This is a genomic window from Amycolatopsis dongchuanensis (assembly GCF_039542405.1).
GTDB lineage: Bacteria > Actinomycetota > Actinomycetes > Mycobacteriales > Pseudonocardiaceae > Amycolatopsis_E > Amycolatopsis_E sacchari.
On record NZ_BAABIB010000045.1, the window covers coordinates 1 to 23,573 of the forward strand.

At 71.1% G+C, this 23,573-nt stretch carries 25 protein-coding genes; 11 read left to right on the forward strand and 14 right to left on the reverse strand.

What is annotated here, in order from left to right; translation table 11 throughout:
- Nucleotides 1–162: 162 nt before the first annotated feature.
- Nucleotides 163–1,893 carry an ABC transporter ATP-binding protein gene (locus tag ABFX51_RS08215; RefSeq protein WP_091506275.1) on the reverse strand — a complete coding sequence of 577 codons (1,731 nt, stop codon included), beginning with the start codon at nucleotides 1,891–1,893 and terminating at the stop codon, nucleotides 163–165.
- Complete coding sequence (locus ABFX51_RS08220; RefSeq protein WP_091506277.1) at nucleotides 1,884–3,458, reverse strand: ABC transporter transmembrane domain-containing protein; 1,575 nt, start codon at nucleotides 3,456–3,458, stop codon at nucleotides 1,884–1,886. Before ABFX51_RS08220 ends, ABFX51_RS08215 begins: the two co-directional genes overlap by 10 nt.
- A gap of 66 nt (nucleotides 3,459–3,524) precedes the next feature.
- On the opposite strand from ABFX51_RS08220, the gene purL reads away from it, so the two are divergent.
- Nucleotides 3,525–5,813 carry a phosphoribosylformylglycinamidine synthase subunit PurL gene (gene purL / locus ABFX51_RS08225; protein WP_245783020.1) on the forward strand — a complete coding sequence of 763 codons (2,289 nt, stop codon included), beginning with the start codon at nucleotides 3,525–3,527 and terminating at the stop codon, nucleotides 5,811–5,813.
- Here the strand turns inward: purL and ABFX51_RS08230 are convergent, their stop codons facing one another.
- Entirely contained in the window at nucleotides 5,814–6,344 is a 531-nt protein-coding gene (locus ABFX51_RS08230; protein WP_346053220.1) for a GNAT family N-acetyltransferase, read from the reverse strand.
- Here ABFX51_RS08230 and ABFX51_RS08235 point away from each other — a divergent pair.
- Nucleotides 6,343–6,927, forward strand: a complete 585-nt coding sequence (locus tag ABFX51_RS08235) for a helix-turn-helix domain-containing protein (protein ID WP_091506283.1) — start codon at nucleotides 6,343–6,345, stop codon at nucleotides 6,925–6,927. The genes ABFX51_RS08230 and ABFX51_RS08235 overlap by 2 nt on opposite strands.
- Here the strand turns inward: ABFX51_RS08235 and ABFX51_RS08240 are convergent.
- The 4 genes from ABFX51_RS08240 to ABFX51_RS08255 all read right to left on the reverse strand — a co-directional run bounded on the left by ABFX51_RS08240 (nucleotide 6,921) and on the right by ABFX51_RS08255 (nucleotide 10,757).
- Nucleotides 6,921–8,024, reverse strand: coding sequence for a hypothetical protein (locus ABFX51_RS08240; protein ID WP_346053222.1), 1,104 nt, complete (start codon nucleotides 8,022–8,024; stop codon nucleotides 6,921–6,923). The two genes, ABFX51_RS08235 and ABFX51_RS08240, sit on opposite strands and share 7 nt — an antisense overlap.
- A gap of 126 nt (nucleotides 8,025–8,150) precedes the next feature.
- Nucleotides 8,151–9,014, reverse strand: a complete 864-nt coding sequence (locus tag ABFX51_RS08245; RefSeq protein WP_091506289.1) for a lysozyme — start codon at nucleotides 9,012–9,014, stop codon at nucleotides 8,151–8,153.
- A 207-nt stretch (nucleotides 9,015–9,221) separates the two neighbouring features.
- Complete coding sequence (locus tag ABFX51_RS08250; protein WP_428832462.1) at nucleotides 9,222–10,007, reverse strand: lysozyme; 786 nt, start codon at nucleotides 10,005–10,007, stop codon at nucleotides 9,222–9,224.
- A 126-nt stretch (nucleotides 10,008–10,133) separates the two neighbouring features.
- Nucleotides 10,134–10,757 (reverse strand): type VII secretion system-associated protein, encoded by a 624-nt coding sequence (locus tag ABFX51_RS08255; protein ID WP_143249854.1) that lies wholly within the window; start codon nucleotides 10,755–10,757, stop codon nucleotides 10,134–10,136.
- Nucleotides 10,758–10,812: 55 nt separating this feature from the next.
- Here ABFX51_RS08255 and ABFX51_RS08260 point away from each other — a divergent pair, with 55 nt between their 5' ends.
- On the forward strand, nucleotides 10,813–11,193 hold the full coding sequence (locus ABFX51_RS08260; protein WP_346053226.1) for a sterol carrier family protein: 381 nt from the start codon (nucleotides 10,813–10,815) through the stop codon (nucleotides 11,191–11,193).
- Here ABFX51_RS08260 and ABFX51_RS08265 read toward each other — a convergent pair.
- Entirely contained in the window at nucleotides 11,190–12,023 is an 834-nt protein-coding gene (locus ABFX51_RS08265) for an SAM-dependent methyltransferase (RefSeq protein WP_346053228.1), read from the reverse strand. The genes ABFX51_RS08260 and ABFX51_RS08265 overlap by 4 nt on opposite strands.
- Nucleotides 12,024–12,194: 171 nt before the next feature.
- Between ABFX51_RS08265 and ABFX51_RS08270 the strand changes: the two genes are divergently transcribed.
- From ABFX51_RS08270 to arfB, 6 genes are all read left to right on the forward strand, one after another.
- Nucleotides 12,195–13,073 carry a helix-turn-helix domain-containing protein gene (locus tag ABFX51_RS08270; RefSeq protein WP_091506296.1) on the forward strand — a complete coding sequence of 293 codons (879 nt, stop codon included), beginning with the start codon at nucleotides 12,195–12,197 and terminating at the stop codon, nucleotides 13,071–13,073.
- Nucleotides 13,074–13,309: 236 nt separating this feature from the next.
- Nucleotides 13,310–13,549, forward strand: a complete 240-nt coding sequence (locus ABFX51_RS08275) for a DUF397 domain-containing protein (protein ID WP_091506298.1) — start codon at nucleotides 13,310–13,312, stop codon at nucleotides 13,547–13,549.
- A complete protein-coding gene (locus ABFX51_RS08280; protein ID WP_346053231.1) occupies nucleotides 13,533–13,910 on the forward strand; it encodes a hypothetical protein in 378 nt (125 codons plus the stop codon). The genes ABFX51_RS08275 and ABFX51_RS08280 overlap by 17 nt, the downstream gene beginning before the upstream one ends.
- Before the next feature lie 92 nt (nucleotides 13,911–14,002).
- Nucleotides 14,003–15,529 carry an amidophosphoribosyltransferase gene (gene purF, locus ABFX51_RS08285; protein WP_091506302.1) on the forward strand — a complete coding sequence of 509 codons (1,527 nt, stop codon included), beginning with the start codon at nucleotides 14,003–14,005 and terminating at the stop codon, nucleotides 15,527–15,529.
- 30 nt (nucleotides 15,530–15,559) lie between these two features.
- Complete coding sequence (purM, locus tag ABFX51_RS08290; RefSeq protein WP_091506305.1) at nucleotides 15,560–16,630, forward strand: phosphoribosylformylglycinamidine cyclo-ligase; 1,071 nt, start codon at nucleotides 15,560–15,562, stop codon at nucleotides 16,628–16,630.
- 5 nt (nucleotides 16,631–16,635) lie between these two features.
- Nucleotides 16,636–17,070 (forward strand): alternative ribosome rescue aminoacyl-tRNA hydrolase ArfB, encoded by a 435-nt coding sequence (gene arfB / locus ABFX51_RS08295; RefSeq protein WP_091506308.1) that lies wholly within the window; start codon nucleotides 16,636–16,638, stop codon nucleotides 17,068–17,070.
- A gap of 3 nt (nucleotides 17,071–17,073) precedes the next feature.
- Here the strand turns inward: arfB and ABFX51_RS08300 are convergent, their stop codons facing one another.
- The gene (locus ABFX51_RS08300; protein ID WP_346053234.1) at nucleotides 17,074–17,964 is read right to left on the reverse strand and encodes an RNA polymerase sigma-70 factor; all 891 of its coding nucleotides are present in this window, start codon (nucleotides 17,962–17,964) and stop codon (nucleotides 17,074–17,076) included.
- A gap of 128 nt (nucleotides 17,965–18,092) precedes the next feature.
- Here ABFX51_RS08300 and ABFX51_RS08305 point away from each other — a divergent pair, with 128 nt between their 5' ends.
- Nucleotides 18,093–18,578, forward strand: coding sequence for a carboxymuconolactone decarboxylase family protein (locus tag ABFX51_RS08305; protein ID WP_091506313.1), 486 nt, complete (start codon nucleotides 18,093–18,095; stop codon nucleotides 18,576–18,578).
- Between the two features lie 25 nt (nucleotides 18,579–18,603).
- On the opposite strand, the gene ABFX51_RS08310 is transcribed toward ABFX51_RS08305, so the two are convergent.
- The 3 genes from ABFX51_RS08310 to ABFX51_RS08320 all read right to left on the reverse strand — a co-directional run bounded on the left by ABFX51_RS08310 (nucleotide 18,604) and on the right by ABFX51_RS08320 (nucleotide 20,675).
- Nucleotides 18,604–19,494 carry a Gfo/Idh/MocA family protein gene (locus ABFX51_RS08310; protein ID WP_091506315.1) on the reverse strand — a complete coding sequence of 297 codons (891 nt, stop codon included), beginning with the start codon at nucleotides 19,492–19,494 and terminating at the stop codon, nucleotides 18,604–18,606.
- 2 nt (nucleotides 19,495–19,496) lie between these two features.
- Nucleotides 19,497–20,357, reverse strand: coding sequence for a 3-hydroxybutyryl-CoA dehydrogenase (locus ABFX51_RS08315; RefSeq protein WP_346053236.1), 861 nt, complete (start codon nucleotides 20,355–20,357; stop codon nucleotides 19,497–19,499).
- Nucleotides 20,358–20,489: 132 nt separating this feature from the next.
- Nucleotides 20,490–20,675: a DUF3073 domain-containing protein gene (locus ABFX51_RS08320; protein ID WP_091506319.1), complete on the reverse strand. Its 186-nt coding sequence runs from the start codon at nucleotides 20,673–20,675 to the stop codon at nucleotides 20,490–20,492.
- 196 nt (nucleotides 20,676–20,871) lie between these two features.
- Here ABFX51_RS08320 and ABFX51_RS08325 point away from each other — a divergent pair, with 196 nt between their 5' ends.
- On the forward strand, nucleotides 20,872–21,765 hold the full coding sequence (locus tag ABFX51_RS08325) for a DUF8083 family protein (RefSeq protein ID WP_346053238.1): 894 nt from the start codon (nucleotides 20,872–20,874) through the stop codon (nucleotides 21,763–21,765).
- Nucleotides 21,766–21,808: 43 nt separating this feature from the next.
- Here ABFX51_RS08325 and ABFX51_RS08330 read toward each other — a convergent pair whose 3' ends face one another.
- Together ABFX51_RS08330 and ygfZ are read right to left on the reverse strand one after the other, a co-directional pair.
- Complete coding sequence (locus ABFX51_RS08330) at nucleotides 21,809–22,372, reverse strand: RsiG family protein (protein ID WP_091507031.1); 564 nt, start codon at nucleotides 22,370–22,372, stop codon at nucleotides 21,809–21,811.
- A gap of 42 nt (nucleotides 22,373–22,414) precedes the next feature.
- Entirely contained in the window at nucleotides 22,415–23,542 is a 1,128-nt protein-coding gene (gene ygfZ, locus ABFX51_RS08335; RefSeq protein ID WP_346053240.1) for a CAF17-like 4Fe-4S cluster assembly/insertion protein YgfZ, read from the reverse strand.
- Nucleotides 23,543–23,573: the final 31 nt, after the last annotated feature.

The window sequence follows — 23,573 nt, forward strand, 5'->3', positions numbered from 1 at the left end:
CCACGCAACCAAACCGGACCATAACCACCAAGCCACAGCCCACCCACACCCTCACACTGAGCGCCCTTGACGCGGCCGCCCCGCCGTAAAACGATCAGCGACGAAGGGCGGTGAACCGGCAGCCCGCACGGCGACCGGCACCGGCCGCCCACCCGTCACCCCTCAAACATCCACAGAAGCCGCAGCCACCAGCCGAGCGTAGGCCCCGTCAGTGGAGAGAAGTTCAGCGTGCGACCCCAGCTCGCTGATCCGCCCGTCCTCCACGACAGCCACCCGATCAGCGGCCGCCGCGGTGTGCAGCCGATGCGCGATGGCGATCACTGTCCGCCCGGCCAGCACCCCGCTCAACGACCGCTCCAACTGCCGCGCCGACGACGTGTCCAACAGCGACGTCGCCTCGTCCAGCACCACCGTGTGCGGGTCGGCCAGCACGACCCGGGCCAGCGCGAGCTGCTGCGCGACCGCAGCAGGCACTGCCAGCGCCCCGGCCCCGAGCCGCGTGTCCAGCCCGTCCGGCAGCCCGTCGAACCACCCCCGCAGCCCCACGGCTTCCAGCGCCCTCACCAGGTCGGCGTCCTGCCACTCGCCCGCGGGCAGTGTCAGGTTCTCCCGCAGCGTGCCCGCGAACACGTGCTGTTCCTGCGTCAGCAGCAGCACCTCACCACGCAGCACGTCCTCCGGCAGCGTCGACACCTCCGCCCCGCCGATCGTCACCGAACCGGCTCCCGGCGCCGCCACCCCCGCGAGCAGCCTGCCGAGCGTCGACTTCCCCGCACCTGACGGCCCGACGATCGCCAGCCGCTCGCCAGGCGGTACGCGCAGGTCGATGCCGTGCAGCACCTCGCGGTCCGCGGAGTACCCGTACCGCACCCCGCGCACCACGATCTCCCGGCCGTGCGGGCGCCCGTCCCGCCGCCGCTCGTCGCTGCCGCGGACCCCGATGATCCGCCGCAGCGCGGTGCCCGACACCAGCACGTCCTCGGTCCACCACAGCAGCTCCTCCAGCGGCCCCGCGAGCGCCTGGACGTACACGACCATCGTCGTCACCACGCCCAGCCCGACGAGCCCCCGCCCGTACGCCCACGCGCCGAGCAGCAGCATCACCGCGATCGGCAGCACCTGGGACAGCTGCATCCACGGCACCCACCGCACGGACAGGCTCCGCAGCTCACGCTCGCGCCCGACCGCGTCCGCGAGCGCCCGCCTGCCCAGCGCGACGCGGCGCTCGACCAGACCCAGGGCCTCCGCCGTGCGGGCGCCGTCCGCCGTCTCGTGCAGCTGCGTCTGCACGTCGGCCCACCCGCTGAGCATCCGCTCGATCGTCCTGGGCACGCGGGTCCAGTACCACCGGCACGACAGGTACAGCACCGGCACGACGACCAGCAACGCGAGCGACAGCAGCGGCGACGTGACGACCATCGCGACCACCGTGCACGCCACGGTCACGGTGGACACGACGATCTCCGGCACCCCGTTGCGGACGGCGTGGTCCACCCGGTCGGCGTCGGTCGTCGCGCGGCTGAGCAGGTCGCCCGTGCCCGCGGCCTCCACCGTGCTCAACGGCAGCTTCAGCGCTTCGCCCACGAAGGACTCGCGCGTCTCGGCCAGCACGCGCTCACCCAGCATCCCCGCGCGCACCCTGGCGAGCCGCTTCAGCGTCGCCTGCACCACCAGCACGACGACGAACAGCAGCGCAAGCGCCTCGATGTTCGCGTGCCCCGCGACCACGGAGTCCACCAGCCTGCCCAGGATCTGCGGCCCCACGAGGCCCGCCACGGAGGCCAGGCCGAACAGCCCGATCACCCCGGCGAACGCCCCGCGGTGCGTGCGCACCGTGGTGCGCAGCCACGCCCTCGCCGCCCGCGTTGTCGCGAGCGGCAGCTTCACCGGCACGAGATCACCTCATCCGCCACGACCGTCCACAACGGACTCTCCGTGAACACCACCGTCGTCCTGCCCCTCCGCAGTTCCGCGACCCGCTCGGTGATCCGCGCCTCGGTGTGCGTGTCCACCGCCGACGTCGGTTCGTCGAGCAGCAGCACGTCCGCGTCGAGCGCGAGCGCCCGTGCGAGGCTCAGCCGCTGCCGCTGCCCGCCGGAGACCTCGCGGCCCCGCTCGCCGATCACCTCGTCCAGCCCGTCGGGGAAACCGGCCACGATGTCGCCGGCGTCGGCCGCGGCGAGCGCCGCCTCCGCCCGTTCCTCCGGCACCAGCTGCTCCCGCAACGGACCCGAGAACCACAGGTCCTGGTTGTGCGCGTAGACCACCCGCGACCGCAGCTCGCTCAGCGCCACCTGGTCGGCGGGAACTCCCGACACCAGCACGCGCTCGCCGGGCGCCGCGTCCGCGAAGCGCGCCATCCGCTCCGCGAGCTCCTCCGCCCGCTTCCCCGCGTCGATCACCGTCAACTTGCCCGCCACGGCGGTGAAGCCGGTCTCGCTGTCGTGCAGTTCCAGCGGCCCTTCCGGCAGCGCGACCGGCCGCTCCGGCTCGGCCAGCACCGGGCGCAGCGCCAGCACGCCGCAGATCTTGCGGGCCGCCACCAGCCCCGAGGTGAAGGCGTTCGCGAACTCCGTCGCCGTGCTCACCGGGACCACCAGGAACGCCGACGCGGCGTAGAACGTGACCAGCTCGCCGACCCCGATCGTGCCCGCCACGGCCAGCCGCGCACCGAGCCACGTGATCGCGACGGTCACCAGTCCGGGCAGCAGGACCTCGGCACCCACGAGCCACGAGTCGCTGCGGGCCACCCCGACCCCGGCCAGCCGCACCCGCTGGCTCGCGCCGCGGAACCGCTGCGCGAACTGCCGTTCGCCACCGATGCCCCGCAGGATCCGCAGGCCGGACACGATGTCCGAGGCGATGGAGTTCACCTCGGACAGTTCCTCCCGCTGCTCGCCCTTGCGGCGCTGGAGCGGGGCGACGAGCCGGCCCATGCCCAGCACCGCGACCGGCACCCCGACCAGTGCCACCGCACCGAGCAGCGGCGAGGAGAACAGCAGCACGACGCTGACCGTGAGGAACGCCACGACGGACCCGAACATCCTGGGCCCCACCTCGAGGACGTTGCCGATCCGGCCGATGTCGCTGGAGGAGAGGGCCATCACGTTCCCCGTCGCCGCCTGGGCACGCAGCGACGCGCCGAGGCGCGCGGTGTGGTCGGCGATCAGCCGCTGCGCGGTCGAGGAGCCGTGCAGCCAGGTCGTGTGCACCGCGAAGATCAACGCCCCGCCGAAGACCGCCTGCACCACGCCGAGGCCCGCGACGAGCACGATCTGGCCCCAGATCCGTTCACCGCGGGCGATCGCGGTGACCGTGTTTCCGATCACCAACGGCAGCAGCGCGCCCGGCAGCAACCACACCGCGCCCAGCACACAGGCGGCCACGGCCAGCAAGGGCCGGGCCCTGAGCAGGGCGCCGAGGAAGCGCAAGGGGGTGAGCCGGGACGGCAGACGCATTCTGCAAACGGTATGGAGGCCCCGTGTCCAGGTCGACCGAATTTCCCGTCAAGCTACCCTGGTCTGGTGACGGAAGCCCTGGTCATCGACACCACCGCCCGCGCCGCAGCCACTCCGGAGACCCCGCAGCCCTACCGCGAGCTCGGCCTCGCCGAGGACGAGTACGCCCGCATCCGGGAGATCCTCGGCCGCCGCCCCACGGACGCCGAGCTCGCCATGTACTCGGTGATGTGGAGCGAGCACTGCTCGTACAAGTCCTCGAAGAAGCACCTGCGCTACTTCGGCGAGACCACCACGCCCGAGATGAAGGCCAGGATGCTCGCCGGTATCGGCGAGAACGCCGGCGTCGTCGACATCGGCGACGGCTGGGCCGTCACGTTCAAGGTGGAGAGCCACAACCATCCGTCCTATGTGGAGCCCTACCAGGGCGCGGCGACGGGAGTCGGCGGCATCGTGCGCGACATCCTCGCGATGGGCGCGCGCCCGCTCGCGGTCGCCGACGCGCTGCGCTTCGGCCCCGCCGACGCGCCGGACACCCGCCGCGTGCTGCCCGGCGTGGTCGCCGGCGTCGCGGGCTACGGCAACTGCCTCGGCCTGCCGAACATCGGCGGCGAGGTCGTGTTCGACCCGAGCTACGCCGGCAACCCGCTGGTGAACGCGATGTGCGTCGGCGCAATGCGCACCGAGGACCTGCACCTCGCCTTCGCCTCCGGTACCGGCAACAAGATCATCCTCTTCGGCGCGCGGACCGGGCTCGACGGCATCGGCGGCGTGTCCGTGCTGGCGAGCGACACGTTCTCCGGCGAGGAGTCCGCCGGCGGCCGCAAGAAGCTGCCCAGCGTCCAGGTCGGCGACCCGTTCACCGAGAAGGTGCTCATCGAGTGCTGCCTCGAACTGTTCGCCGAGAAGCTCGTGGTCGGCATCCAGGACCTCGGCGGTGCCGGGCTTTCGTGCGCCACGTCGGAGCTGGCCGCGGCCGGTGACGGCGGGATGCGCATCGAGCTGGACCGCGTTCCGCTGCGCGCCACCGGGATGAGCCCGGCGGAGATCCTGTCGAGCGAGTCGCAGGAACGCATGTGCGCCGTCGTCGAACCGTCCAAAGTGGAGGAGTTCCTCGCGGTCTGCCGCAAGTGGGACGTCATCGCCACGGAGATCGGCGAGGTCACCGACGGCGACCACCTGGTGATCACCTGGCACGGCGAGACCGTCGTGGACGTGCCGCCGCGCACCGTCGCGCACCAGGGCCCGGTGTACGACCGGCCCGTCGTCCGTCCGTCCACTCAGGACACCCTGCAGGCGAGCACCACGGCGGGGCTGGCCCGCCCCAGCACCCCCGAGGAGCTGCGGGAGACCATCCTGCGCGTGATCTCGTCGCCGAACCAGGCGTCGAAGGACTGGGTCACCGAGCAGTACGACCGCTACGTGCGCGGCAACACCGTGCTCGCGCAGCCCGCCGACTCCGGCCTGATCCGGATCGACGAGAAGACCGGCCGCGGCGTGGCCGTGTCGACCGACTGCAACGCCCGCTTCGTCTACCTGGACCCGTACCTCGGCACGCAGCTCGCGCTCGCCGAGTCCTACCGCAACGTGGCGACCAGCGGCGCGACGCCGGTGGCCGTCACGAACTGCCTGAACTTCGGGGCCCCCACCGATCCCGGCGTGATGTGGCAGTTCGAGCAGGCCGTGCACGGCCTCGCCGACGGCTGCGCGCAGCTGGGCATCCCGGTCACCGGCGGCAACGTCAGCTTCTTCAACCAGACCGGCGACACGGCGATCCTGCCCACCCCGGTGGTGGGTGTGCTCGGCGTGATCGACGACGTGAAGCGCCGCATCCCGACCGGGATCGGCGCCGAGGCCGGGGAGACGCTGCTGCTGCTCGGCGAGACGCACGACGAGCTCGACGGCTCCGCGTGGGCGCAGGTGGTCCACGACCACCTCGGCGGGCGGCCGCCGAAGGTGGACCTGGAGCGCGAGCGGCTGCTCGCCGAGGTCCTGGTCGCCGGCTCGCGGGACGGCATGATCTCGGCCGCGCACGACCTGTCCGACGGCGGGCTCGCGCAGACACTGGTGGAGACCGTGCTGGTCGGCCAGTGCGGTGCCCGGATCGTCCTCGACGAGGACGTGGACCCGTTCGTGCAGCTGTTCTCCGAGTCGTCGGGCCGGGTGCTGGTGGCGGTGCCGCGGACCGAGGAGCTGCGGTTCACCGAGATGTGCACCGCGCGCGGCCTGCCGTGGCGCAAGACCGGTGTGGTCGACCCGGAGTCCGGCGCGCTGGAGATCCAGGGCGTGACGTCCTTCCCGCTCGCCGAGCTGCGTGAGGCGTGGGAGGGCACGCTGCCCAAGCTGTTCGGCTGATCAGCGCGGCACGAGGGAACGCTGCATCAGCTGGGTGTCCAGCCACTGGCCGTGCTTGTAGCCGACCGCGGTCAGCCTGCCCGCGTCGGTGAAACCCCGTCGGCGGTGCAGCGACGACGAGACGTTGTCCGGTCCCGGGGCGGCGATCACCGCGATCACCTCGCGGATGCCCGCCGCCCCGCACCGGCTGAGCAGCTCGTCGAGCAGCAGCCCGCCGAGGCCTTTGCCGACGGCGTCCGGCGCGAGGTAGATCGAGTCCTCCACCGTCTGCCGGTAGGCGGGGCGCGGCTTCCACGGCGAACAGTAGGCGTAACCGGCGACGGCGCCGTCCAGCTCGCCCACCAGGAACGGCAGGCCCGCACCGGTCACGGCCGCGAAACGGCGCTCCCACTCGGCGAGGTCCGGCGGCTCCAGCTCGAAGGTGGCCACGCTGTGCTCGACGTAGTGCGCGTAGATCTCCGCGACTGCCGGAAGGTCAGCCGCGGACGCTGATTTCACTATAGCGGAATCTGCCACTACTATAGAATACATGGATCTTGTCGCCCTCGGGGAACGCGTCCAGGCCGCCCGTCTGGAACGGGGCCTGACCCTGCAGGCTCTGGCCGAACGCTCCGAGGTGAGCGTGAGCATGCTGTCCTCAGTCGAACGAGGGGCGAAGGCTCCGACGATCGTGGTCCTCGACCGGATCGCGACGGGGCTCGGACTGCCGCTGGCGCAGCTGATCACCCAGCCGGCCCGCCGGATCCTCCGCCGCGCCGCCGAGCAGGACACCGTGCACGAACCCGGCGGCTGGCAGCGCACGGTCCTGACCCCCGTCGTGCCCGGGGTGAACTTCGAATGGATCCGTTCGACGCTGCCGCCGGACTGCGAGGCGGGCACGTACCCGCCGTACGCCACCGGTTCCCACGAGTTCATCGTCGTGCTGGACGGCACGCTGACGCTGACCATCGACGGCGAGGTGGTGATCCTCGGCGAAGGCGACTCCCTGTACCTCGCCGCCGACGTCACGCTCTCCTACGCCAACCACTCCGACGCGCCCTGCACGTACTACGTGGCGGCACTGGTCATGCGGCCGAGGACCCCCGGCCTCGGCCGCATGAAGCCGGCTCAGTAGAGGTCGAACGAGTCGATGCAGGCCTGGTCGCCGACCTCGTCGGTCGAGATGAAGCCGGTCACCTGCTGGCCGCCGACGGTGCCACGGACGCTGCCGAAGCCGATCCCCTCGATGCCCGAGACGTTCGCGGTCAGCTGCGAGCCGCCCGAGACCGCCTTGTCGACATTGGGCTGCACCTCGGAGACGTTGTCCTGGCACACCAGCGCCATCGCACCGGCGCTGTCCTTCCCGTTGACCTTGTCCACGAAGCTCTGGGTCGTCACCTTGTAGGCGTCCGAGGCGATGCTGCCGCCGCTGCTCGACGGCCGGCTGCTGCTGGTGGCGCTGCGGCGCGACGACGGCGGCGTGACCGTCCGGCTCGACGCCTTGTCGGCCTTGAGCGCCAGGTCGTGCCAGCACCACTTGCCGTTCTGCTTCTCCAGCCCGCCGGTCGCGGTGCCGGTGGTGTCGGAGGCGGTGACCGCCGCGACCACCGTCGCCTTGTCACCGTTGGTCTGCACGCTCGTGAGCTTCGCGGTGGAGACGTCCTCGACCTCGTCGATCGCGTCGTTGACGTCGGACTCCGCGTTGGCGCAGACCAGCGCCTTCAGCCCCGCCTTGTCGTGCTTGTTCAGACCATCCACAATGGACTGCGCGAGGGTCTGCGGCCCGGAGTCGCCGCCACCGCCGACGAAGAACCCCGGCTTCCAGAACCCGGTGATGCCCAGCGCCGCCAGCACCACCACGAGGCCGATGCTCAAGCCGATCCACAGCCCCTTGCGGCCCCCGCCGGACGGCGGCGGCTGCTGCCCGTACACCCCCGGCGGGTACTGCCCGGGCGGCGGCGGGTACTGACCACCGCCGGACGGGTCGTAGGCGGGGTAGGGCTGCGTGTAACCCTCGCCCCCGTACGGCTGTTGCTGCCCGTACTGCGGCTGACCGTACCCCGGCTGCTGGCCGTACCCGGGCTGCTGCCCGTACTGCGGCTGTCCCGGCTGCTGCGGGAAACCACCGGAGGACGGGTAGCCGGGCTGCTGCCCGGAGCCTTCCGGTTGCTGCCCGTACGGACCCGGCTGCTGTCCGTAGTCCGGCTGGCCCGGCTGCGGTGGGTAGGTCATCGGCTTCGCCTTTCGCAAGTCACTTCGCCCGCTCGGACGTGCCTGCCCCGGGCCTGGTTCCCGGAAAATACGCGAAAGGGGCTTCCGGCCCGTGTGACCGGAAGCCCCTGTCGACCGAAACGTTGCTCAGTCGGAATTCGTCGCCAGCACCACCAGCCGGTCGTAGGCGCCGTTGAAGACGTCCTGGTCGACGGGGCTGGAGCTGTACTGCCAGAACGTGTAGAAGCCCCAGTTGTAGGGCAGGGTCCCCACGCTGGAGGAGTACCGGGCGACCCACAGCGGGTTGGTCGAGCTGAAGTCGCCGTCCACGCACTGGCCCCACCAGCTCGTGGACGTGTAGATGGTGGGGTACTTGTTCGTGCGCGCGTGGTAGGTGTCGCTGAAGTCCTTGATCCACGCCGTCATGGCGCTCTTCGACTTGCCGTAGCAGGTCGAACCGTAGGGGTTGTACTCCATGTCGAGCGCACCGGGCAGCGTCCGGCCGTCGGGCGACCAGCCGCCGCCGTGGTCCACGAAGTAGTTGGCCTGCGCCGCGCCGGACGAGGTGTCCGGGGTGGCGAAGTGGTAGGCCCCGCGGATCATCCCGACGCCGTACGAGCCGTTGTACTGCTGCGCGAAGTACGGGTTGGTGTAGTCGACGCTCTCGGTGGCCTTGACGTAGGCGAACCGGATCCCCTGGTTCCAGTAGCTCGCCCAGTCGACGTTGCCCTGGTGACCGCTGACGTCGATGCCCGACACGGTCGCGGTGGCGACGACGCCGTCGACGTTCACCCCCTGCGGCCGCCGTGCCGCCGCCTTCGTGTCCGGAGTGGACTGATCACCTTCGACGCGCCGGATCTGCGAGCCCATCTCGTGGTCGTGCTGCGCGACGTACTCGTTCGTCGAGTCCATCGCCTCAGCCTGGGGAGCGAGCAGTCCCGGCACAAGGGCGGCAATCGCCGCCGCGCAGGAGAGCGCGCTGAGCCGCCGTCTTCTCCCGGAAATCGGCATGGTCGTGTCCCTTTCGGTTGCCCTCGCGATGCGGGCGGCCTGGTGCAGGGAGGCCGCCCGAGCGGATTCTTTATGACGACATGCCGACTTGTCACTCACTTCCGGGAAATTCCTGGGTCAGGTCAGGAATTTACGCACGTCGCGACCGTGAGAGCCGACTTTCGTCGTCCTCCCGTTGGTCTAGAGCACGGCTGAGCAGGGCTTCCGTCACAGCCCGAGCGCGAAGTCCCGGAGCCGGTCGGCGCTGCCGTCGAAGAGGTTCTGGTCGCCGGGCAGCGTGCCGCGGTCGGCGAACTGCCAGATCGCCTGCCGGGGCCAGCCGGACGGCAGCGCGCCCAGCTCGGCGTTGTACCGGGCCACCCACAGCGGGTTCGCGCCGAAGCCCGTGTTGCCGCCGGTGCACTGGTTCCACCAGCGGGTCGACGTGTAGATCGTCGGCAGCCTGCCGGTGCGCGTGCGGTAGGTGGCCGAGAAGTCGGCGATCCACGCGCTCATCGCGGCCGCGTCCTTGCCGTAGCACGCGTCGCCGTACGGGTTGTACTCCACGTCGAGCGCACCCGGCAGGGTCCGGCCGTCGGCCGACCAGCCGCCGCCGTGGTCCAGGAAGTAGTTGGCTTGCGCGGCGCCGGAGGACAGGTCGGGCCTCGCGAAGTGGTACGCCCCGCGGGTCATGCCGACCGCGTACGAGCCGTTGTGCTGCTGGGCGAACTGCGGGTTGACGTACCCCGTGCCTTCGGTGGCCTTGACGTAGACGAACCGGCCGCCCGCCTGCCACGCACCGCCCCAGTCGACGGCGCCCTGGTGGCCGCTGACGTCGTGCCCGAGCGTGCCGCCCAGCTGCTGGTACGCGGGGGCGGCCCCCACGCCCTCGACGCGGGCGATCTGCGAGCCGGCGGACGTGGTGCCCGCCTTGCTGTAGTCGGCCGCGGCGGCTTCGGGGGCGAACCCGGTGGTCAGGGCACCGGTCAGGCACAGGGCCGCACCCCAGCGCAGCCGTGTCTTCCAAGAACGCACGGCAACTCCCCTCTCCCTCAGGGAGCAACCATGCCTCTATCGAGCACAGTATGCGAATCGGATGTCACTCATCGGAGTGACGACCGGCGTGTCCTGCTGCGAGCGTTACCGCTGACCCTCACGCGCCAGCGCCTGAACGAGGTGTTCGGCAGGCACCACAGCGGTGACGACGTCGTGGGGGTTGATCGTCACCGGGTGGCCGGCGAGCAGCGGCACGATGTCCCGGCCCAGCACCGCCCGCGCGTGCGGCCACTCCCGCGGCACCAGCGACTTGGACGTGTACGCGGGCACCATGACCCGGCCGTCGGTGTTGTGGAACCCGATGACGGTGCGCTGCAACGGCGACATCGCGTACACGAACAGCGTGGCGTCGAGGATCACCGGCGGCAGGTCCTCCGCCGGGCGGTGGTTGGTGCGGACCAGCTGCAGCAGCCGCTCGAGCTCGTTGGCGGGCTCGGGGAAGCCGAGCGCCTTGGGCGAGGGGCGGTACCGGTCGTTGGGGTGGAAGTCCTCGACGATCATGCCGCGCCCGTTCACCGGGTACGCGCCGACGACGGCCCAGGAGGGCACGGGACCGTTGGGGTCGAAGGCCTCGTCGATCACGTAGAGCCAGCTGTTCGGGTTGGCCCTGGCGTTGGCGCGCATCTCCTCGGTGATCTTCGGCTTGCCGAGCCTGGCGGTGGTCTGGGGATTCGGTACGAGCCGGTCTGCTTCGTCCCGCTGCGCCATGTTCAACCCCACGTTTCGCGTGCCTTCGTACTGGCCATCACTCTACTGTTCCCCCATGCCCACTTCGCGTTCGGTCGACCCCGCAGAGTTACGTGCCGCGGTGACGGCGATGTCCGCCTGGTTGAGCGGGAAGGAGGAGAAACCGCCGCGGCCCGCGCTGGCCGCCGCGGTGCGGCTCAGCCTACGCGCACTCGCCGAGGACGCGCCGGGAAAAGGCGTGGAGGTCCGCGTGCCGCCGTTCGCCGCCGTGCAGTGCGTCGAGGGCCCCCGGCACACCAGGGGCACCCCGCCGAACGTGGTCGAGACCGATCCGCGCACGTGGCTGGAGCTCGCCACCGGCCGTCTCAAGTGGACGGACGCGGTCGAGGCCGGCCGGGTCACCGCCTCCGGCACCCGGGCCGACCTTTCGCACTGGTTACCGATCGTCCCCGCTTAGGGCTTGCGACCCACGCCGCCGACGATGCACTGGCGGACGGCGTTCAACGGCTGGATCCGCGGCCCGTCCGGCCACCAGTCGTCGCACAGCACCAGGCCCGGCTCGACCATCTCGAGCCCGGGGAACATCGCCTGGATCTCGGCCCTGGTGCGGAACCGGCCGCTGCCCATGGGGCTGTGCACGAACTTCTCCTCCATCTGCCGCGCCAGCTCGCTGAGCTCGGGCTTCTCGGGGTCGAAGAAGTGCGCGATGGCCACGTACGAGCCCGAGGGCAGCGCATCGACGTAGGCGCGCATCAGCTCGGGGGCGTCGTCGCCGAGGTAGTGGTGCAGCGTGCCGATCTGGAACAACGCGATGGGCCGCGAGAAGTCCAGCTCCTTGCGGACCAGCTCGTTCTCCAGCACCCGCGGCGGGTCGAAGATGTCGGCCTCGACGAGGTGGGTCTGCGCGTTCTCCTCCAGCAGCGCGCGGCCGTGCGCCAGCACCACCGGGTCGTTGTCGGCGTAGACGACGCGGGCCTCGGGGTTGACGCGCTGCACGACCTGGTGGGTGTTCTCCGCCGTCGGCAGGCCGGAGCCGAGGTCGAGGAACTGGTCGATGCCCGCCTGCATGGCGAGGAACCGGCAGGACCGGATGAGGAAGTCCCGGTTGGCCCACGCGAGGTCGTTGACCTGGGGCGCGACGGTGCGGACCTGCGCGAGGACCTGGCGGTCGATCTCGTAGTTGTCCTTGCCGTTGAGCGCCGCGTCGTAGACCCGGGCGATGCTCGCGCGGTTCGGGTCGACCCCGACGGGAACCGAACTGGGGTATGGGGCGGTGGCACCGGACATGGGACACACTCCCGGGCGGTCGAGTTTCGTGCTGGCGGCCTGGTCGGATCCACGTAGCGTAATCGGGCACGTCGCGCTGGTAAATCCTGCTGCGCACTTGACCGCGTCCGGCCGCGGTGTACCTTCGGATGCTGGGTGTTTTCTCCCGCTCCCCGAATTCAGGAAGGTCCTATGGCTCCGGTCGACGCTTCCGGCTTCGAGCCGGGTACCGGCCCCACGGCACGGCGGATGATCCTGGGCACCCAGCTGCGCAGGCTGCGGGAGGCCGCCGGGGTCACGCGGGCGCAGGCGGCGTGGGAGATCCGCGCCTCCGAGTCGAAGATCTCCCGGATGGAGCTGGGCCGCGTCGGCTGCAAGGAACGCGACGTGGTCGACCTGCTCACCATGTACGGCGTGCACGACCCCGCCGAGCGCGAGTGGGCCGTGGAGATGGTCAAGCAGGCCAACAAGCCCGGCTGGTGGCGGAGCTTCAACGACACGCTGCCCAACTGGTTCGACAACTACATCGGCCTCGAAGAAGCCGCGACGCGGATCCGCACGTACGAGCTGATGTTCGTGCCCGGCCTGCTGCAGACCGAGTCCTACGCCCGCGCGGTGATCTCCCGCGGCAACCCCGACACCGCGGACCCGGGTGTCGAAGGCCGGGTCGCGATCCGCATGCGGCGGCAGAAACTGCTCACCGGCCCGAAACCGCCGCGGTTGTGGGCGGTGCTCGACGAAGCGGTGCTGTACCGGCCGGTCGGCGGGATGGCGGTGCTCAAGGAGCAGCTGGAGCACCTGCTCGAAGTCATCAAGCTGCCCACCATCTCGCTGCAGATCGTGCCCTTCGACATGAGCGGTTACGCGGTCGAAAGCGCTTTCTCGCTGCTGCAGTTCGCCGAGCCCGAACTGCCGAACATCGCCTACCTCGAGCACCTCAACGGGGCCAGCTACCTGGAGAAGCCCGACGAGCTCGAACTGTACGGCCGCGCCTTCGACCGGCTCACCGTCGACGCGGAAACACCCGATCGAAGCAGGCAGATGCTGATCAAGCGGATCGCGGAGATCTAGTCACCCTTTTCGTGACATTCGGTTAGATCTCTTCGCCGATGACTGCCGATTTCTTCACCCATCCGAGTGGGTATCGAACGGCCTAACCCGGCGGTGTTACGCAGGCCGTATCCACTTCTGCACGTGCATCGACTCGTGCATTTACGCGTGCACCCATTCACTGGTAGCTTCGCCTTCACGTTCAGATGCACGTGCATCTGCACTACCAGACCAGTCGATCGGGGAGGCTGCGGACGATGGCGAAGCGATACGCGAACGGCATGCCGGCGACCGACATCGCCGGTGTCAGCTGGCGCAAGAGCAAGCGCAGCGGTGCGATGGGCAACTGCGTCGAGGTGGCCGAGCTCGGCTCCGGCGAGATCGCCGTCCGCAACTCGCGCTTCCCGGACGGCCCTGCCCTCGTCTACACCCGCGCCGAGATCGCCGCGTTCGTCGCGGGCGCGAAGGACGGCGAGTTCGATGACGTACTCCGCTGAGCAGACCTCCGTCGAGGCGCGGTTGCTGGACCTCATCGACCGCGGCTACAAGTTCCTCCACCCCTGTGACGCGGACGGCAACGTGGTCACCGTCGTCGGGATCCGCGCGCACGGCTCCGTGATCGACGTCATCCGGCTCGACGCCGAGGACGACGCCGTGGCCACCCGCCTGCCCGGCGACGAGCAGGACGTCCTCGCGCCCCGCAAGCTGCTGTGGCGCTGCCGCGGCTCCGCCCACGACGTGCTCGACGAGCTGCTCGCGCTGGCCGACGACTACGGCGCCGACCGGGCGAAGCCCATCCCCGGCTGCTGGGTTCCCGGGGAGCACGGCCGCGCGAAGTGGCTCGCCGCGTCCTCGTGAGGGAGCCGAAGGTCACGTCGGCCGTGATCTCGGCGGGGGCGGGATCCACCTACACTTGAGTCGGCCTGCCCTCGTCTCCAGGGAGCACATTCGTGGTTTCCTCCGACCACAGTCCGATCGACCAGCCCGAGAACGAACCCAGGGAAGAATGCGGCGTCTTCGGGGTCTGGGCACCCGGTGAAGAAGTCGCGAAGATGGCCTACTACGGGCTGTACGCGCTCCAGCACCGCGGCCAGGAAGCCGCGGGCATCTCGGTGTCGGACGGCAAGCAGATCGTGGTCTTCAAGGACCTGGGCCTGGTCAGCCAGGTCTTCGATGAGCAGGTGCTGTCCTCGCTGCAGGGCCACATCGCCGTCGGGCACTGCCGGTACTCCACCACCGGCTCCTCCACGTGGGAGAACGCCCAGCCGATGTTCCGCACGACGGCCACCGGCAGCGGGCTGTCCTTCGCCCACAACGGGAACCTCGTCAACACCGCGGAGCTGCGTGACCGCACCCGCGAGCTGGGCGTCAAACCCCACGCCGGGCTGACCGGTTCGTCGAGCGACTCCGACCTGGTCTGCGGGCTGCTGGCACAGGCCGCCGCGGACAAGGGCATCGAGGCCGCCGCGCTGGAGCTGCTGCCCACGCTGCGCGGCGCGTTCTGCCTGGTGTTCTCCGACGAGGAGACCCTCTACGCCGCCCGCGACCCGCACGGCGTGCGCCCGCTGGTGCTGGGCAGGCTCGAACGCGGCTGGGTCGTCGCGAGCGAGACCGCGGCGCTGGACATCATCGGCGCCTCGTTCGTCCGCGAGGTCGAGCCGGGCGAGCTGATCGCGATCGACGCGGAGGGCCTGCGGTCCTCGCGTTTCGCCACCCCCGAGCCCAAGGGCTGCATCTTCGAGTACGTCTACCTCGCGCGGCCGGACACCTCGATCGCCGGGCGCAGCGTGCACGCCACCCGCGTCGACATCGGCAGGCGCCTGGCGCAGGAGAACCCCGTCGACGCGGACCTGGTCATCCCGGTGCCCGAATCCGGCACCCCGGCGGCGATCGGGTACGCGCAGGAGTCCGGCATCCCGTACGGGCAGGGCCTGGTCAAGAACGCCTACGTCGGGCGCACGTTCATCCAGCCGTCGCAGACCATCCGGCAGCTGGGCATCCGGCTCAAGCTGAACCCGCTGCGCGACGTGATCCGCGGCAAGCGGCTGGTCGTGGTGGACGACTCGATCGTCCGCGGCAACACCCAGCGCGCGCTGGTGCGGATGCTCCGCGAGGCCGGCGCGCTGGAGGTCCACGTGCGGATCGCGTCGCCGCCGGTGCGCTGGCCGTGCTTCTACGGCATCGACTTCGCGTCGCGGGCGGAACTGGTCGCCAACGGCGCGGACCTCGACGGCATCCGCCGCCTGATCGGCGCCGACTCGCTGGGCTACGTGTCGCTGGACGGGCTGATCGCCGCGTCGGAGCAGCCGAAGTCACGGCTGTGCACGGCGTGCTTCAGCGGCCAGTACCCGATCCCGCTGCCCGATGACGCGCTCATCGGCAAGCACCTCCTCGAAAGCCTCGAAGGGACCGATGGTCCGGCCCGGCCCGTCACCCAGGCCGGGTACGGTGCTGGGGATGCCGTCCGGCGTCCCTGAGCCGAAAACCGAGTCTGGAGTCCGCTTGCCGTGAGCGAGTCCACGAACGCCACGTACGCCGCCGCCGGTGTCGACATCGAAGCCGGTGACGAAGCCGTCGAGCTGCTGAAACCGCACGCCGAGCGGGCGAGCAGGCCGGAGGTCCTCGGTGGGGTCGGCGGGTTCGCCGGGTTGTTCTCGCTGAAGCTCGACCGGTGGAAGGAGCCCGTGCTGGCGTCCTCGACCGACGGCGTGGGCACCAAGATCGCGGTGGCGCAGGCGCTGGACAAGCACGACACGGTGGGCATCGACCTGGTGGCGATGGTGGTCGACGACCTCGTCGTCACCGGCGCCGAACCGCTGTTCCTGCAGGACTACATCGCCGTCGGCAAGGTGGTGCCGAAGCGGATCGAGGCGCTGGTCGGCGGTATCGCCGAGGGCTGCGTGCAGGCGGGCTGCGCCCTGCTGGGCGGGGAGACCGCCGAGCACCCCGGCCTGATGGGCGAGCACGACTACGACCTGTCGGCCACCGGCGTCGGCGTGGTCGAGGCCGCCGACCTGCTCGGCCCGGACCGGGTCCGGCCGGGTGACGTCGTCGTCGCGATGGGCTCGTCCGGGCTGCACTCCAACGGCTACTCGCTGGCCAGGCACGTGCTGCTGGAGATCGCGCGGATGCCGCTGGAGGGCCACGTCGAGGAGTTCGGCCGCACCCTCGGCGAGGAGCTGCTGGAGCCGACCCGGATCTACGCCAAGGACTGCCTCGCGCTCGCCGCGGAGGCGGAGGTGCGGACGTTCGCGCACGTCACCGGCGGTGGCCTGGAGGCGAACCTCGCGCGCGTGATCCCGCGCGGGCTGGTCGCCCAGCTCTCGCGCGACACGTGGACCCCGGCGCCGGTGTTCGCGCTCGTCGCGCAGCGCGGCAAGGTCGAGCGCGCCGAGATGGAGAAGACGTTCAACATGGGCGTCGGCATGGTCGCGGTGCTCGACGCCGAGGACGCCGACCGCGCGCTCGCCGTGCTCACCGCGCGCCACGTGCCGGCGTGGGTGCTGGGCGAGGTGCGGGCCGCCGAGGACAGCGACGGCCCGCGTGCCGTGCTGTCCGGGGACCACCCCCGCTTCTGACCGCCGTGCCGCTCGACGCCGATCTCGTGGTCACCCGGCGGTTCGTGATCCCGCCGGGTGAGCTGGGTGAACGCTTCTCGCGGTCCTCGGGGCCGGGCGGGCAGGGCGTCAACACCACCGATTCGCGGGTCGAGCTGTCGTTCGACGTCGCGCGGTCGCCGTCGGTCCCGGAGGACCTGCGCTCGCGGCTGCTCGCCCGGCTCGCGTCCCGGCTGACCGACGGCGTGCTGACGATCGCGGCCAGCGAGCAGCGGGCGCAGCTGGCGAACCGCGAGGCTGCCCGGCTGCGGCTGGTCGCGGTCCTGCGGGACGCGGCCGCCCCGCCGCCCCCGAAACGCCGCCCCACCAAGCCGACGCGCGGCTCGAAGGAGCGGCGGATCGCCGAGAAGAAGCGCCGCGGCGAGGTCAAACGCGGGCGGCGCGGCCGGTTCGACGACTGACGGTCAGCGGCGCAGCGCGGTCTCGCGGTCCATGTGCGACAGCTTGTCGGGGTTGCGCACGGCGTAGAGCCCCGTGACCTTCCCGTCGTCGATGCGCACCGCCAGCACGGTGTCGACCTCGCCGTCCTGCTGGAAGACGAGTGCGGGATAGCCGTTGACCTGGGCAGGCCGCAGCGTCCCCAGTTCCGCGAGCCGCGGCAGCCCGGCGACGAGCAGGCGCGCCACCTTGTCGGCCCCGACGACGGGCCGCGGCACGGCCTGCTTGATCCCGCCGCCGTCGCCGAGGAACACGACGTCGGGCGCGAGGACGTCGAGCAGCCCGCGCAGGTCCCCCGTCTCGGTCGCCCGCTGGAACGCTTCGAGGGCGCTGCGGGCTTGAGCTGCCGAGACGTCACCGCGCGGCCGCCGCGCCGCGACGTGTTCCCTCGCCCGGTGGGCGATCTGGCGGACCGCGGCCTGGCTCTTGTCGACGGCTCCGGCGATCTCGTCGTAGTCCAGCGCGAACACCTCACGCAGCACGAACACCGCGCGTTCGGTCGGCGTGAGCGTCTCCAGCACCAGCAGCATCGCCATCGAGACGTGGTCGGCCAGCTCGACGTCCTCGGCGACGTCCGGCGCGGTGAGCAGCGGCTCGGGCAGCCAGGTCCCGACGTAGGACTCCTTGCGGCGGCCCAGCGTCCGCAACCGGCCCAGCGCCTGGCGGGTGGTGATCTGGACCAGGTACGCGCGCTGGTCCCGCACGGTCGCCAAATCGACCCCGGTCCACCGCAGCCACGTCTCCTGCAGCACGTCCTCCGCGTCCGCGGCGGACCCGAGCATCTCGTAGGCGACGGTGAACAGCAGGTTCCGGTGGGCCAGGAACGCCTCGGTGGCGGGGTTCGCGCGCTCGTCCATACCCACCAGATACCGGTCCCCGCCTTCCTGTGACACCGGTTCGCTGTGTCGCCCGTCACTGTCACACCCGATCCGCGGCCGGCATCTGGTGGTCGTCCGGAACGGAACACGAAGTGAGGACGGAAGCGATGGAACCCCGGTTCGACCTGTTCAGCAACGAGATCGCCGGCAAGTTCACCAAGCGGTTCGCCAACACCGGCTTGGTGCTGCACAACTCGACGCTGCCGCGCGCCACGCAGGAGCTGGTTTCGCTGCGGGCCAGCCAGATCAACGGCTGCGGCTGGTGCGCCGACATGCACACCAAGGAGGCCGCGGCCGCCGGCGAGACCGCGGTCCGGCTCAGCCTCGTCGCCACGTGGCGCGAATCGACCGTGTTCACCGAGGCCGAGCGCGCCGCGCTCGCACTGGCCGAGGAGGGCACCCGCCTGGCCGACGCGTCGCCCGGCGTCTCGGACGAGACCTGGGCGCAGGTGCGCAAGCACTACGACGACGACCAGGTCGCCGCGCTGGTGTGCCTGGTCGCGCTGATCAACGCGGCCAACCGGCTCGCCGTGATCGTGCACCAGCAGGGCGGTTCCTACGAGGTCGGCGCCTTCGCCGCCGCGGTGAGCTGAGCGCCCCGCTCCGGGTCGCCGCGGCTCAGGCCCCGGCGACCTGGAGCACGCGGTGCAGGATGCGCTGGACGTGCAGACCCCGGCGGACGTCGCAGGGGTGCGTGGTGGTGCCGGTGGCGATCATCGCGGCGAAGTCGTCGAGCAGCGCGGTGAAGCGCTCCACGCCGGGCACCGGGCGCCGCTGCAGCGCGCGGTAGCCGTGCTCGCCGTAGACCGCGATCTCGGTGACCGAAGGCTCGATCGGCAGGTTCATCGACAGGGTCGCGGTGCTCGTCGCCCCACCCTCGTGTGCGAACACGAGCTGCCACAGGTCCTGCGGCGACCGGTGTGCGGCCAGGACGTCGGTGATCGGGCCCAGTGCCGCGTCGAGCAGATCGACGACGTGCGGGCCGACGTCCGCCAGCGCACCGCTGTCGTGCCGCCACGGCGACGCGCTGTACGGCCCGGCCAGCAATGCGCCCGACAGCCAGCGCGCGCCGCCGCCGGTCCAACCGCCGACGGCCGCCAGGTCTTCGAGCCATTCGCGTGTCTCCACCGCGTACCGCAGCGTGAACACGACCAGGCTCGCCACCCCGGCGGACACCACGGCGTCGGTGAGCTGTTCCGCCGCGGCCAGGTCCGGCGCGATCGGCTTCTCCAGGATCACGTGCTTGCCCGCCTTGGCGGCTTCGAGCGCCAGCTCGGCCTGCACAGCGGGTGGCACCGCGAACGCGACCGCGTCCACCTGGCCCAGCAGCTCCTCCAGCGTCGAGGACACCGAAGCGCCGTGGCTTTCGGCGAGTTCGCGGGCGGCGTCGGGACGGCGGGCCCAGACCGTGGTCAGCGTCGTTCCCGGGTGGTCGGCGATGCCCGGCGCGTGCACCCCGTGGGCCCACGGCCCGGCGCCGACGAGACCGATGCGCAGCTGCTCGTCCATGCTCACTCGTAGCTGTAGAAGCCGCGGCCGCTCTTCTTGCCGAGCAGCCCCGCGTCCACCATGCGCAGCAGCAGCGGCGGCGCCGCGTACAGCGGCTCCTTGAACTCCTCGTACATCGAGTCGGCGATGAACTTGACCGTGTCGAGGCCGATCAGGTCGGACAGCCGCAGCGGGCCCATCGGGTGCGCGGTGCCCTTCTCCATGCCGCGGTCGATGTCCTCGGCGGTGGCGAAGCCGGACTCGACCATCCGGATGGCGGAGAGCAGGTACGGCACCAGCAGGGCGTTGACGATGAAGCCGGCGCGGTCCTGCGCGCGGATCACGGTCTTGCCGAGCATGGCGGTGGCGTGCTCCTCGGCGCGCTTGACCGTTTCCTCGCCGGTCAGCAGCGAGGGCACCAGCTCGACGAGCGGCAACACGGGCACCGGGTTGAAGAAGTGGATGCCGAGGACCTGCGCGGGCCGCTCGGTGGCGCGCGCCAGCTTCACGATGGGGATCGACGACGTGTTGGAGGCGAGGATCGCGTCCGGCCGCCGCACCACCTTGTCCAGCGAGCGGAAGATGTCGACCTTCGCGGCCTCGTTCTCGACGACGGCTTCCACGACGAGGTCACGGTCGGCGAAGGACTCCAGTTCCGTGGTGAACCGCAGCCTGCCCAGGACGGCTTCGAGGTCGGACTCGCCGAGCTTGCCGCTGCGGACGGCACGCTGGAGCGACTTCTCGATGCGTCCACGACCCGCGTCCAGCGCTGCCTGGCTGACCTCGGTGACGACGACGTCGGCACCCGCTCGCGCGTGCACCTCCGCGATCCCCGAGCCCATGAGCCCGGCGCCGACCACACCGACGCGCTGGATGTCCGCCACGAAAACCTCCTTGTTCAGGTGGCCTCGCAGCGAGGTGTCCGCGAGGCGCCGGTCAACCGACCCAGGGCACCACGAGGAACGAGGGCGGGTTCCGGAAGCTCCCCGGAGCCCACCCTCGTGCCTCGTCGGACGTCAACGACGGTAGTCGTCGTACTCGTCCGCGTACGGGTCCTCGTACTTGTCGTCCTCGTCGTGGGAGTTCTGAGAGGATTTACCTGACAGCTCGCGCTGCAAAGCATCGAAGTCCGTGTCGTGAGTGCTGTATTTGAGCTCCCGCGCCACCTTCGTCTGCTTGGCCTTAGCCCGGCCGCGCCCCATGGCTCGACCCCCTCGCACAGGGACGGGGCGGCCGGGGGAAACGGCGGCCCCGTATCGTTCGACAACTATTTCCTGTCCACACCGTACCTTGTCAGAGGGGGAGAATGCGACGTGGCATCTCCTCTCGTGGCGAGTGTCTCTCCGGGTTCGCGTGGTCGGTGCACCGGGAAGTCCGCCGACGTGCCACGATTCAACCGTGCTCCGACCGATCGTGGCCTACCTGAGGGTGTACGAGCCCCTGTCCGCCTTCGGCGAACCCCCTTCTGAGCAGCTGGAGAAGGCGGTCGAGGCGGCGACGCTGTCGCGGGCCACGGTGGGCGAGCGCGAGCAGTGCATGTGGCTCAAATCACAGGTGGCCGTGCCGGTGCGGCTGTTGCCCGCCGAGCTGGCCAACGGCAAGCCCGCGCCCAGCACCGGAACCGACGTCCTGGTGCTCGATCCGGAAGACGTGCCCGGGGAGGTCGGACCGGGTCCGCTGGTGTGCCCGCTGGAACTGCGGGCCCGCTCGGCGGCCGCGCTGGTCAGCTTCCTGGGGGACGCGCCACCCGCACTCGCCGCGACGGTCCTCGACGCGAGCGGGGTGACGCCGGAGAAGGTGCGCTCCAGGACGACGGCGGCGCTGGGCGGCCTGCCGAAGGCCGCGGTGCACGTCCTGTCGACGACGTGGACGGTGCCGCTGCCGTGGTTCGCACTCGTCGACCCGGCGGAGCGCAGGCTGAACCTCGGCACCGGCCAGGACGACCCGGCACGCGAGTTGTCGTGGCGCGTCTCGATGTCCGACGCGCTGACCCGCGCGGCGGAGGCGAGGGAACTGGTCGAGAACACCCTCGGCGATTCGGGTCCGGCGAGGATCCTGGAGGAGACCGAGCGCTGGCTGACGAACTTCGACCCGCGCTCCGCGGTCGAGCTCGACTACGGCGGCCTGGTGCAGCTGATCGCCGACCCGATCCTGGAGTCGGACACCTCGGCCGAAGAGGTGCACAGCATCCTGGACGCCCTGCGCACCGGCAACGTCGAGCAACTGGCGGAGCTGTTCAACGACCTCCGCGAGTACTGGAGCGAGCTGGCAGCACGGGAACACTTCAACTAGCAGCACGACGCGAGCAGGGTGGCCCCCAAGCAGGTCCCCAGGATCAATCCTCGTCGCGGGCTCGTTCCGCGGCCAGCAGGTCGTCCACCGAGGCGACCCGGTCGCGGTACCGCGTGGCGATCTCCGAGTTGAACAGGTCGACCACCGCCTGCACCTCGCGGCGGCGGGCCGACACCGAGGACTCCTCCTCGCCGTACACGCGCAGGGTCTCGGCCAGCTTTTCGTCCGAGAGCGCGCCCACGTCGGTCAGGTCCGAGTTGCCGACCAGTGCCTCCGCCTGCCGCCGGTGCTCACCGGCCCGCGACGGCTCCAGCGGCTGGTGCCGCCCCGAACCCCGTGGCCGCAGCGCGTTGTCGGACAGGATGGTGGCCAGCTGGTCCACGATGCTGCTCTGCCCGCCGGTGCTGCGCCGCCGCTGCTCGGCCTTCACGATGTCGATGCGGGCGTGCAGGAGCCGGCGCAGGTACGACAGGTCCGTCTCCTCCTGCGCGGCCTCGTCCCGCCGCTCCCGCAGCTCCTCCAGCGAGAGCGCGCCGGGGTCGCGCACGTAGGCGGGGTCCAGGACGCGGTCGATGCGACGACGTCCACCCGGCCGGACTTCGATCACGCGCACATCCTGCTCCATCGGGCGGCGTGACGCCAGGGCGGGTCAGCCCCGCAGTCGCGCCGCGGCCTCCCGGCCCGCACCCACGTGTTCGGCCGGTACCGAGTCCGGGTCGACGGCGGCCTGCACCACCCTGTCCTCGTCGCCAGCCAGCAGTTCGGCTTCCATCGGCGTCGACCGCTTGAGCAGCGCCAACGCCACCGGGCCCAGCTCGTGGTGCTGCGCCACGCTGCCGACGCGGCCCACCACCCGCTCGCCGAGGCGCACCGGGTCCCCGGTCTCCGGGTAGACCTCGGGCGAACCGTCGAGGTGCAGCAGCACCATCAGGCGCGGGGGACGGCCGACGTTGAAGACCTTCGCCACCGTCTCCTGCCCCCGGTAGCAGCCCTTGGCGACGTGCGCGGCCGAGCCGATCCAGCCGACCTCGTGCGGGATGGTCCGCTCGTCGGTGTCCACGCCCAGCCGGGGCCGCAGCGACTCGACGCGCAGCGCGTCGAACGCCCAGCTGCCCGCCGGGCGCGCACCCGCGTCGGTGATCCGCCGCCACCAGCCGGCCAGCTCAGCCCTCGGCACCACGAGGTCCACGCTCGACCGCCCCGGCCAGGGCATTCGCCGGGCGAACCCGCCCTCCAGCGGTGACACCGCGTACGGCTCCGCGCCCAGCGAAATGTCCAAAGCGGACAGCACGCGGTCGGTCTCCGGGCCCAGCAGGGTCAGCACCGCGAGCTCACCCGTGACGTCGGAGATCTCGACCTTCGACCAGAACTTCATGGCCTCCAGGTACTCCCGCAGCGTCTGCGGCCCGCCCTTCGGCAACGCGCTCGTCGCCTTCGCGCCCGGGTCGGAGTCGAGGTACACGGCCTCGCCGACGTGGGCGAGGACCATGTGCGTGTCGATGTGGCCCTGGCTGTCGAGCACCAGCGCCTCGGTGCCGCTGCCCTCGGCGAGTTCCGTGACGTGCTGCGAGATCACCAGGTGCAGCCACGACAACCGCTCCGGCCCCGCCACCTTCAGCACCTCGCGGTGCGAGCGGTCCACGACGGCGACACCGCGGGTGGCGGTGCGCTGCTCGGCGAACGGGTCACCCCAGTGCCAGGGCACCCCCTGTTCCGGGTTGCCGTCCGGGGCGGCGACCGCGCCAGGAGCCTCGAGGAGCGGCGACAAGTACGTCATGCCTCCGATGTTAGGTGAGTACGGTGACCCC

Coding starts and splice junctions, on each gene's coding strand:
- ABFX51_RS08320 (WP_091506319.1), bottom strand. CDS start 20,675: ATGGGGCGCGGCCGGGCTAAGGCCAAGCAGACGAAGGTGGCGCGGGAG.
- ygfZ (WP_346053240.1), bottom strand. CDS start 23,542: ATGACGTACTTGTCGCCGCTCCTCGAGGCTCCTGGCGCGGTCGCCGCC.
- ABFX51_RS08245 (WP_091506289.1), bottom strand. CDS start 9,014: ATGCCGATTTCCGGGAGAAGACGGCGGCTCAGCGCGCTCTCCTGCGCG.
- ABFX51_RS08240 (WP_346053222.1), bottom strand. CDS start 8,024: ATGACCTACCCACCGCAGCCGGGCCAGCCGGACTACGGACAGCAGCCG.
- ABFX51_RS08275 (WP_091506298.1), top strand. CDS start 13,310: ATGGCGAAGCGATACGCGAACGGCATGCCGGCGACCGACATCGCCGGT.
- ABFX51_RS08230 (WP_346053220.1), bottom strand. CDS start 6,344: ATGTATTCTATAGTAGTGGCAGATTCCGCTATAGTGAAATCAGCGTCC.
- ABFX51_RS08255 (WP_143249854.1), bottom strand. CDS start 10,757: ATGGCGCAGCGGGACGAAGCAGACCGGCTCGTACCGAATCCCCAGACC.
- ABFX51_RS08310 (WP_091506315.1), bottom strand. CDS start 19,494: ATGGACGAGCAGCTGCGCATCGGTCTCGTCGGCGCCGGGCCGTGGGCC.
- ABFX51_RS08265 (WP_346053228.1), bottom strand. CDS start 12,023: ATGTCCGGTGCCACCGCCCCATACCCCAGTTCGGTTCCCGTCGGGGTC.
- ABFX51_RS08270 (WP_091506296.1), top strand. CDS start 12,195: ATGGCTCCGGTCGACGCTTCCGGCTTCGAGCCGGGTACCGGCCCCACG.
- ABFX51_RS08235 (WP_091506283.1), top strand. CDS start 6,343: ATGGATCTTGTCGCCCTCGGGGAACGCGTCCAGGCCGCCCGTCTGGAA.
- ABFX51_RS08280 (WP_346053231.1), top strand. CDS start 13,533: ATGACGTACTCCGCTGAGCAGACCTCCGTCGAGGCGCGGTTGCTGGAC.
- ABFX51_RS08220 (WP_091506277.1), bottom strand. CDS start 3,458: ATGCGTCTGCCGTCCCGGCTCACCCCCTTGCGCTTCCTCGGCGCCCTG.
- ABFX51_RS08305 (WP_091506313.1), top strand. CDS start 18,093: ATGGAACCCCGGTTCGACCTGTTCAGCAACGAGATCGCCGGCAAGTTC.
- ABFX51_RS08300 (WP_346053234.1), bottom strand. CDS start 17,964: ATGGACGAGCGCGCGAACCCCGCCACCGAGGCGTTCCTGGCCCACCGG.
- ABFX51_RS08260 (WP_346053226.1), top strand. CDS start 10,813: ATGCCCACTTCGCGTTCGGTCGACCCCGCAGAGTTACGTGCCGCGGTG.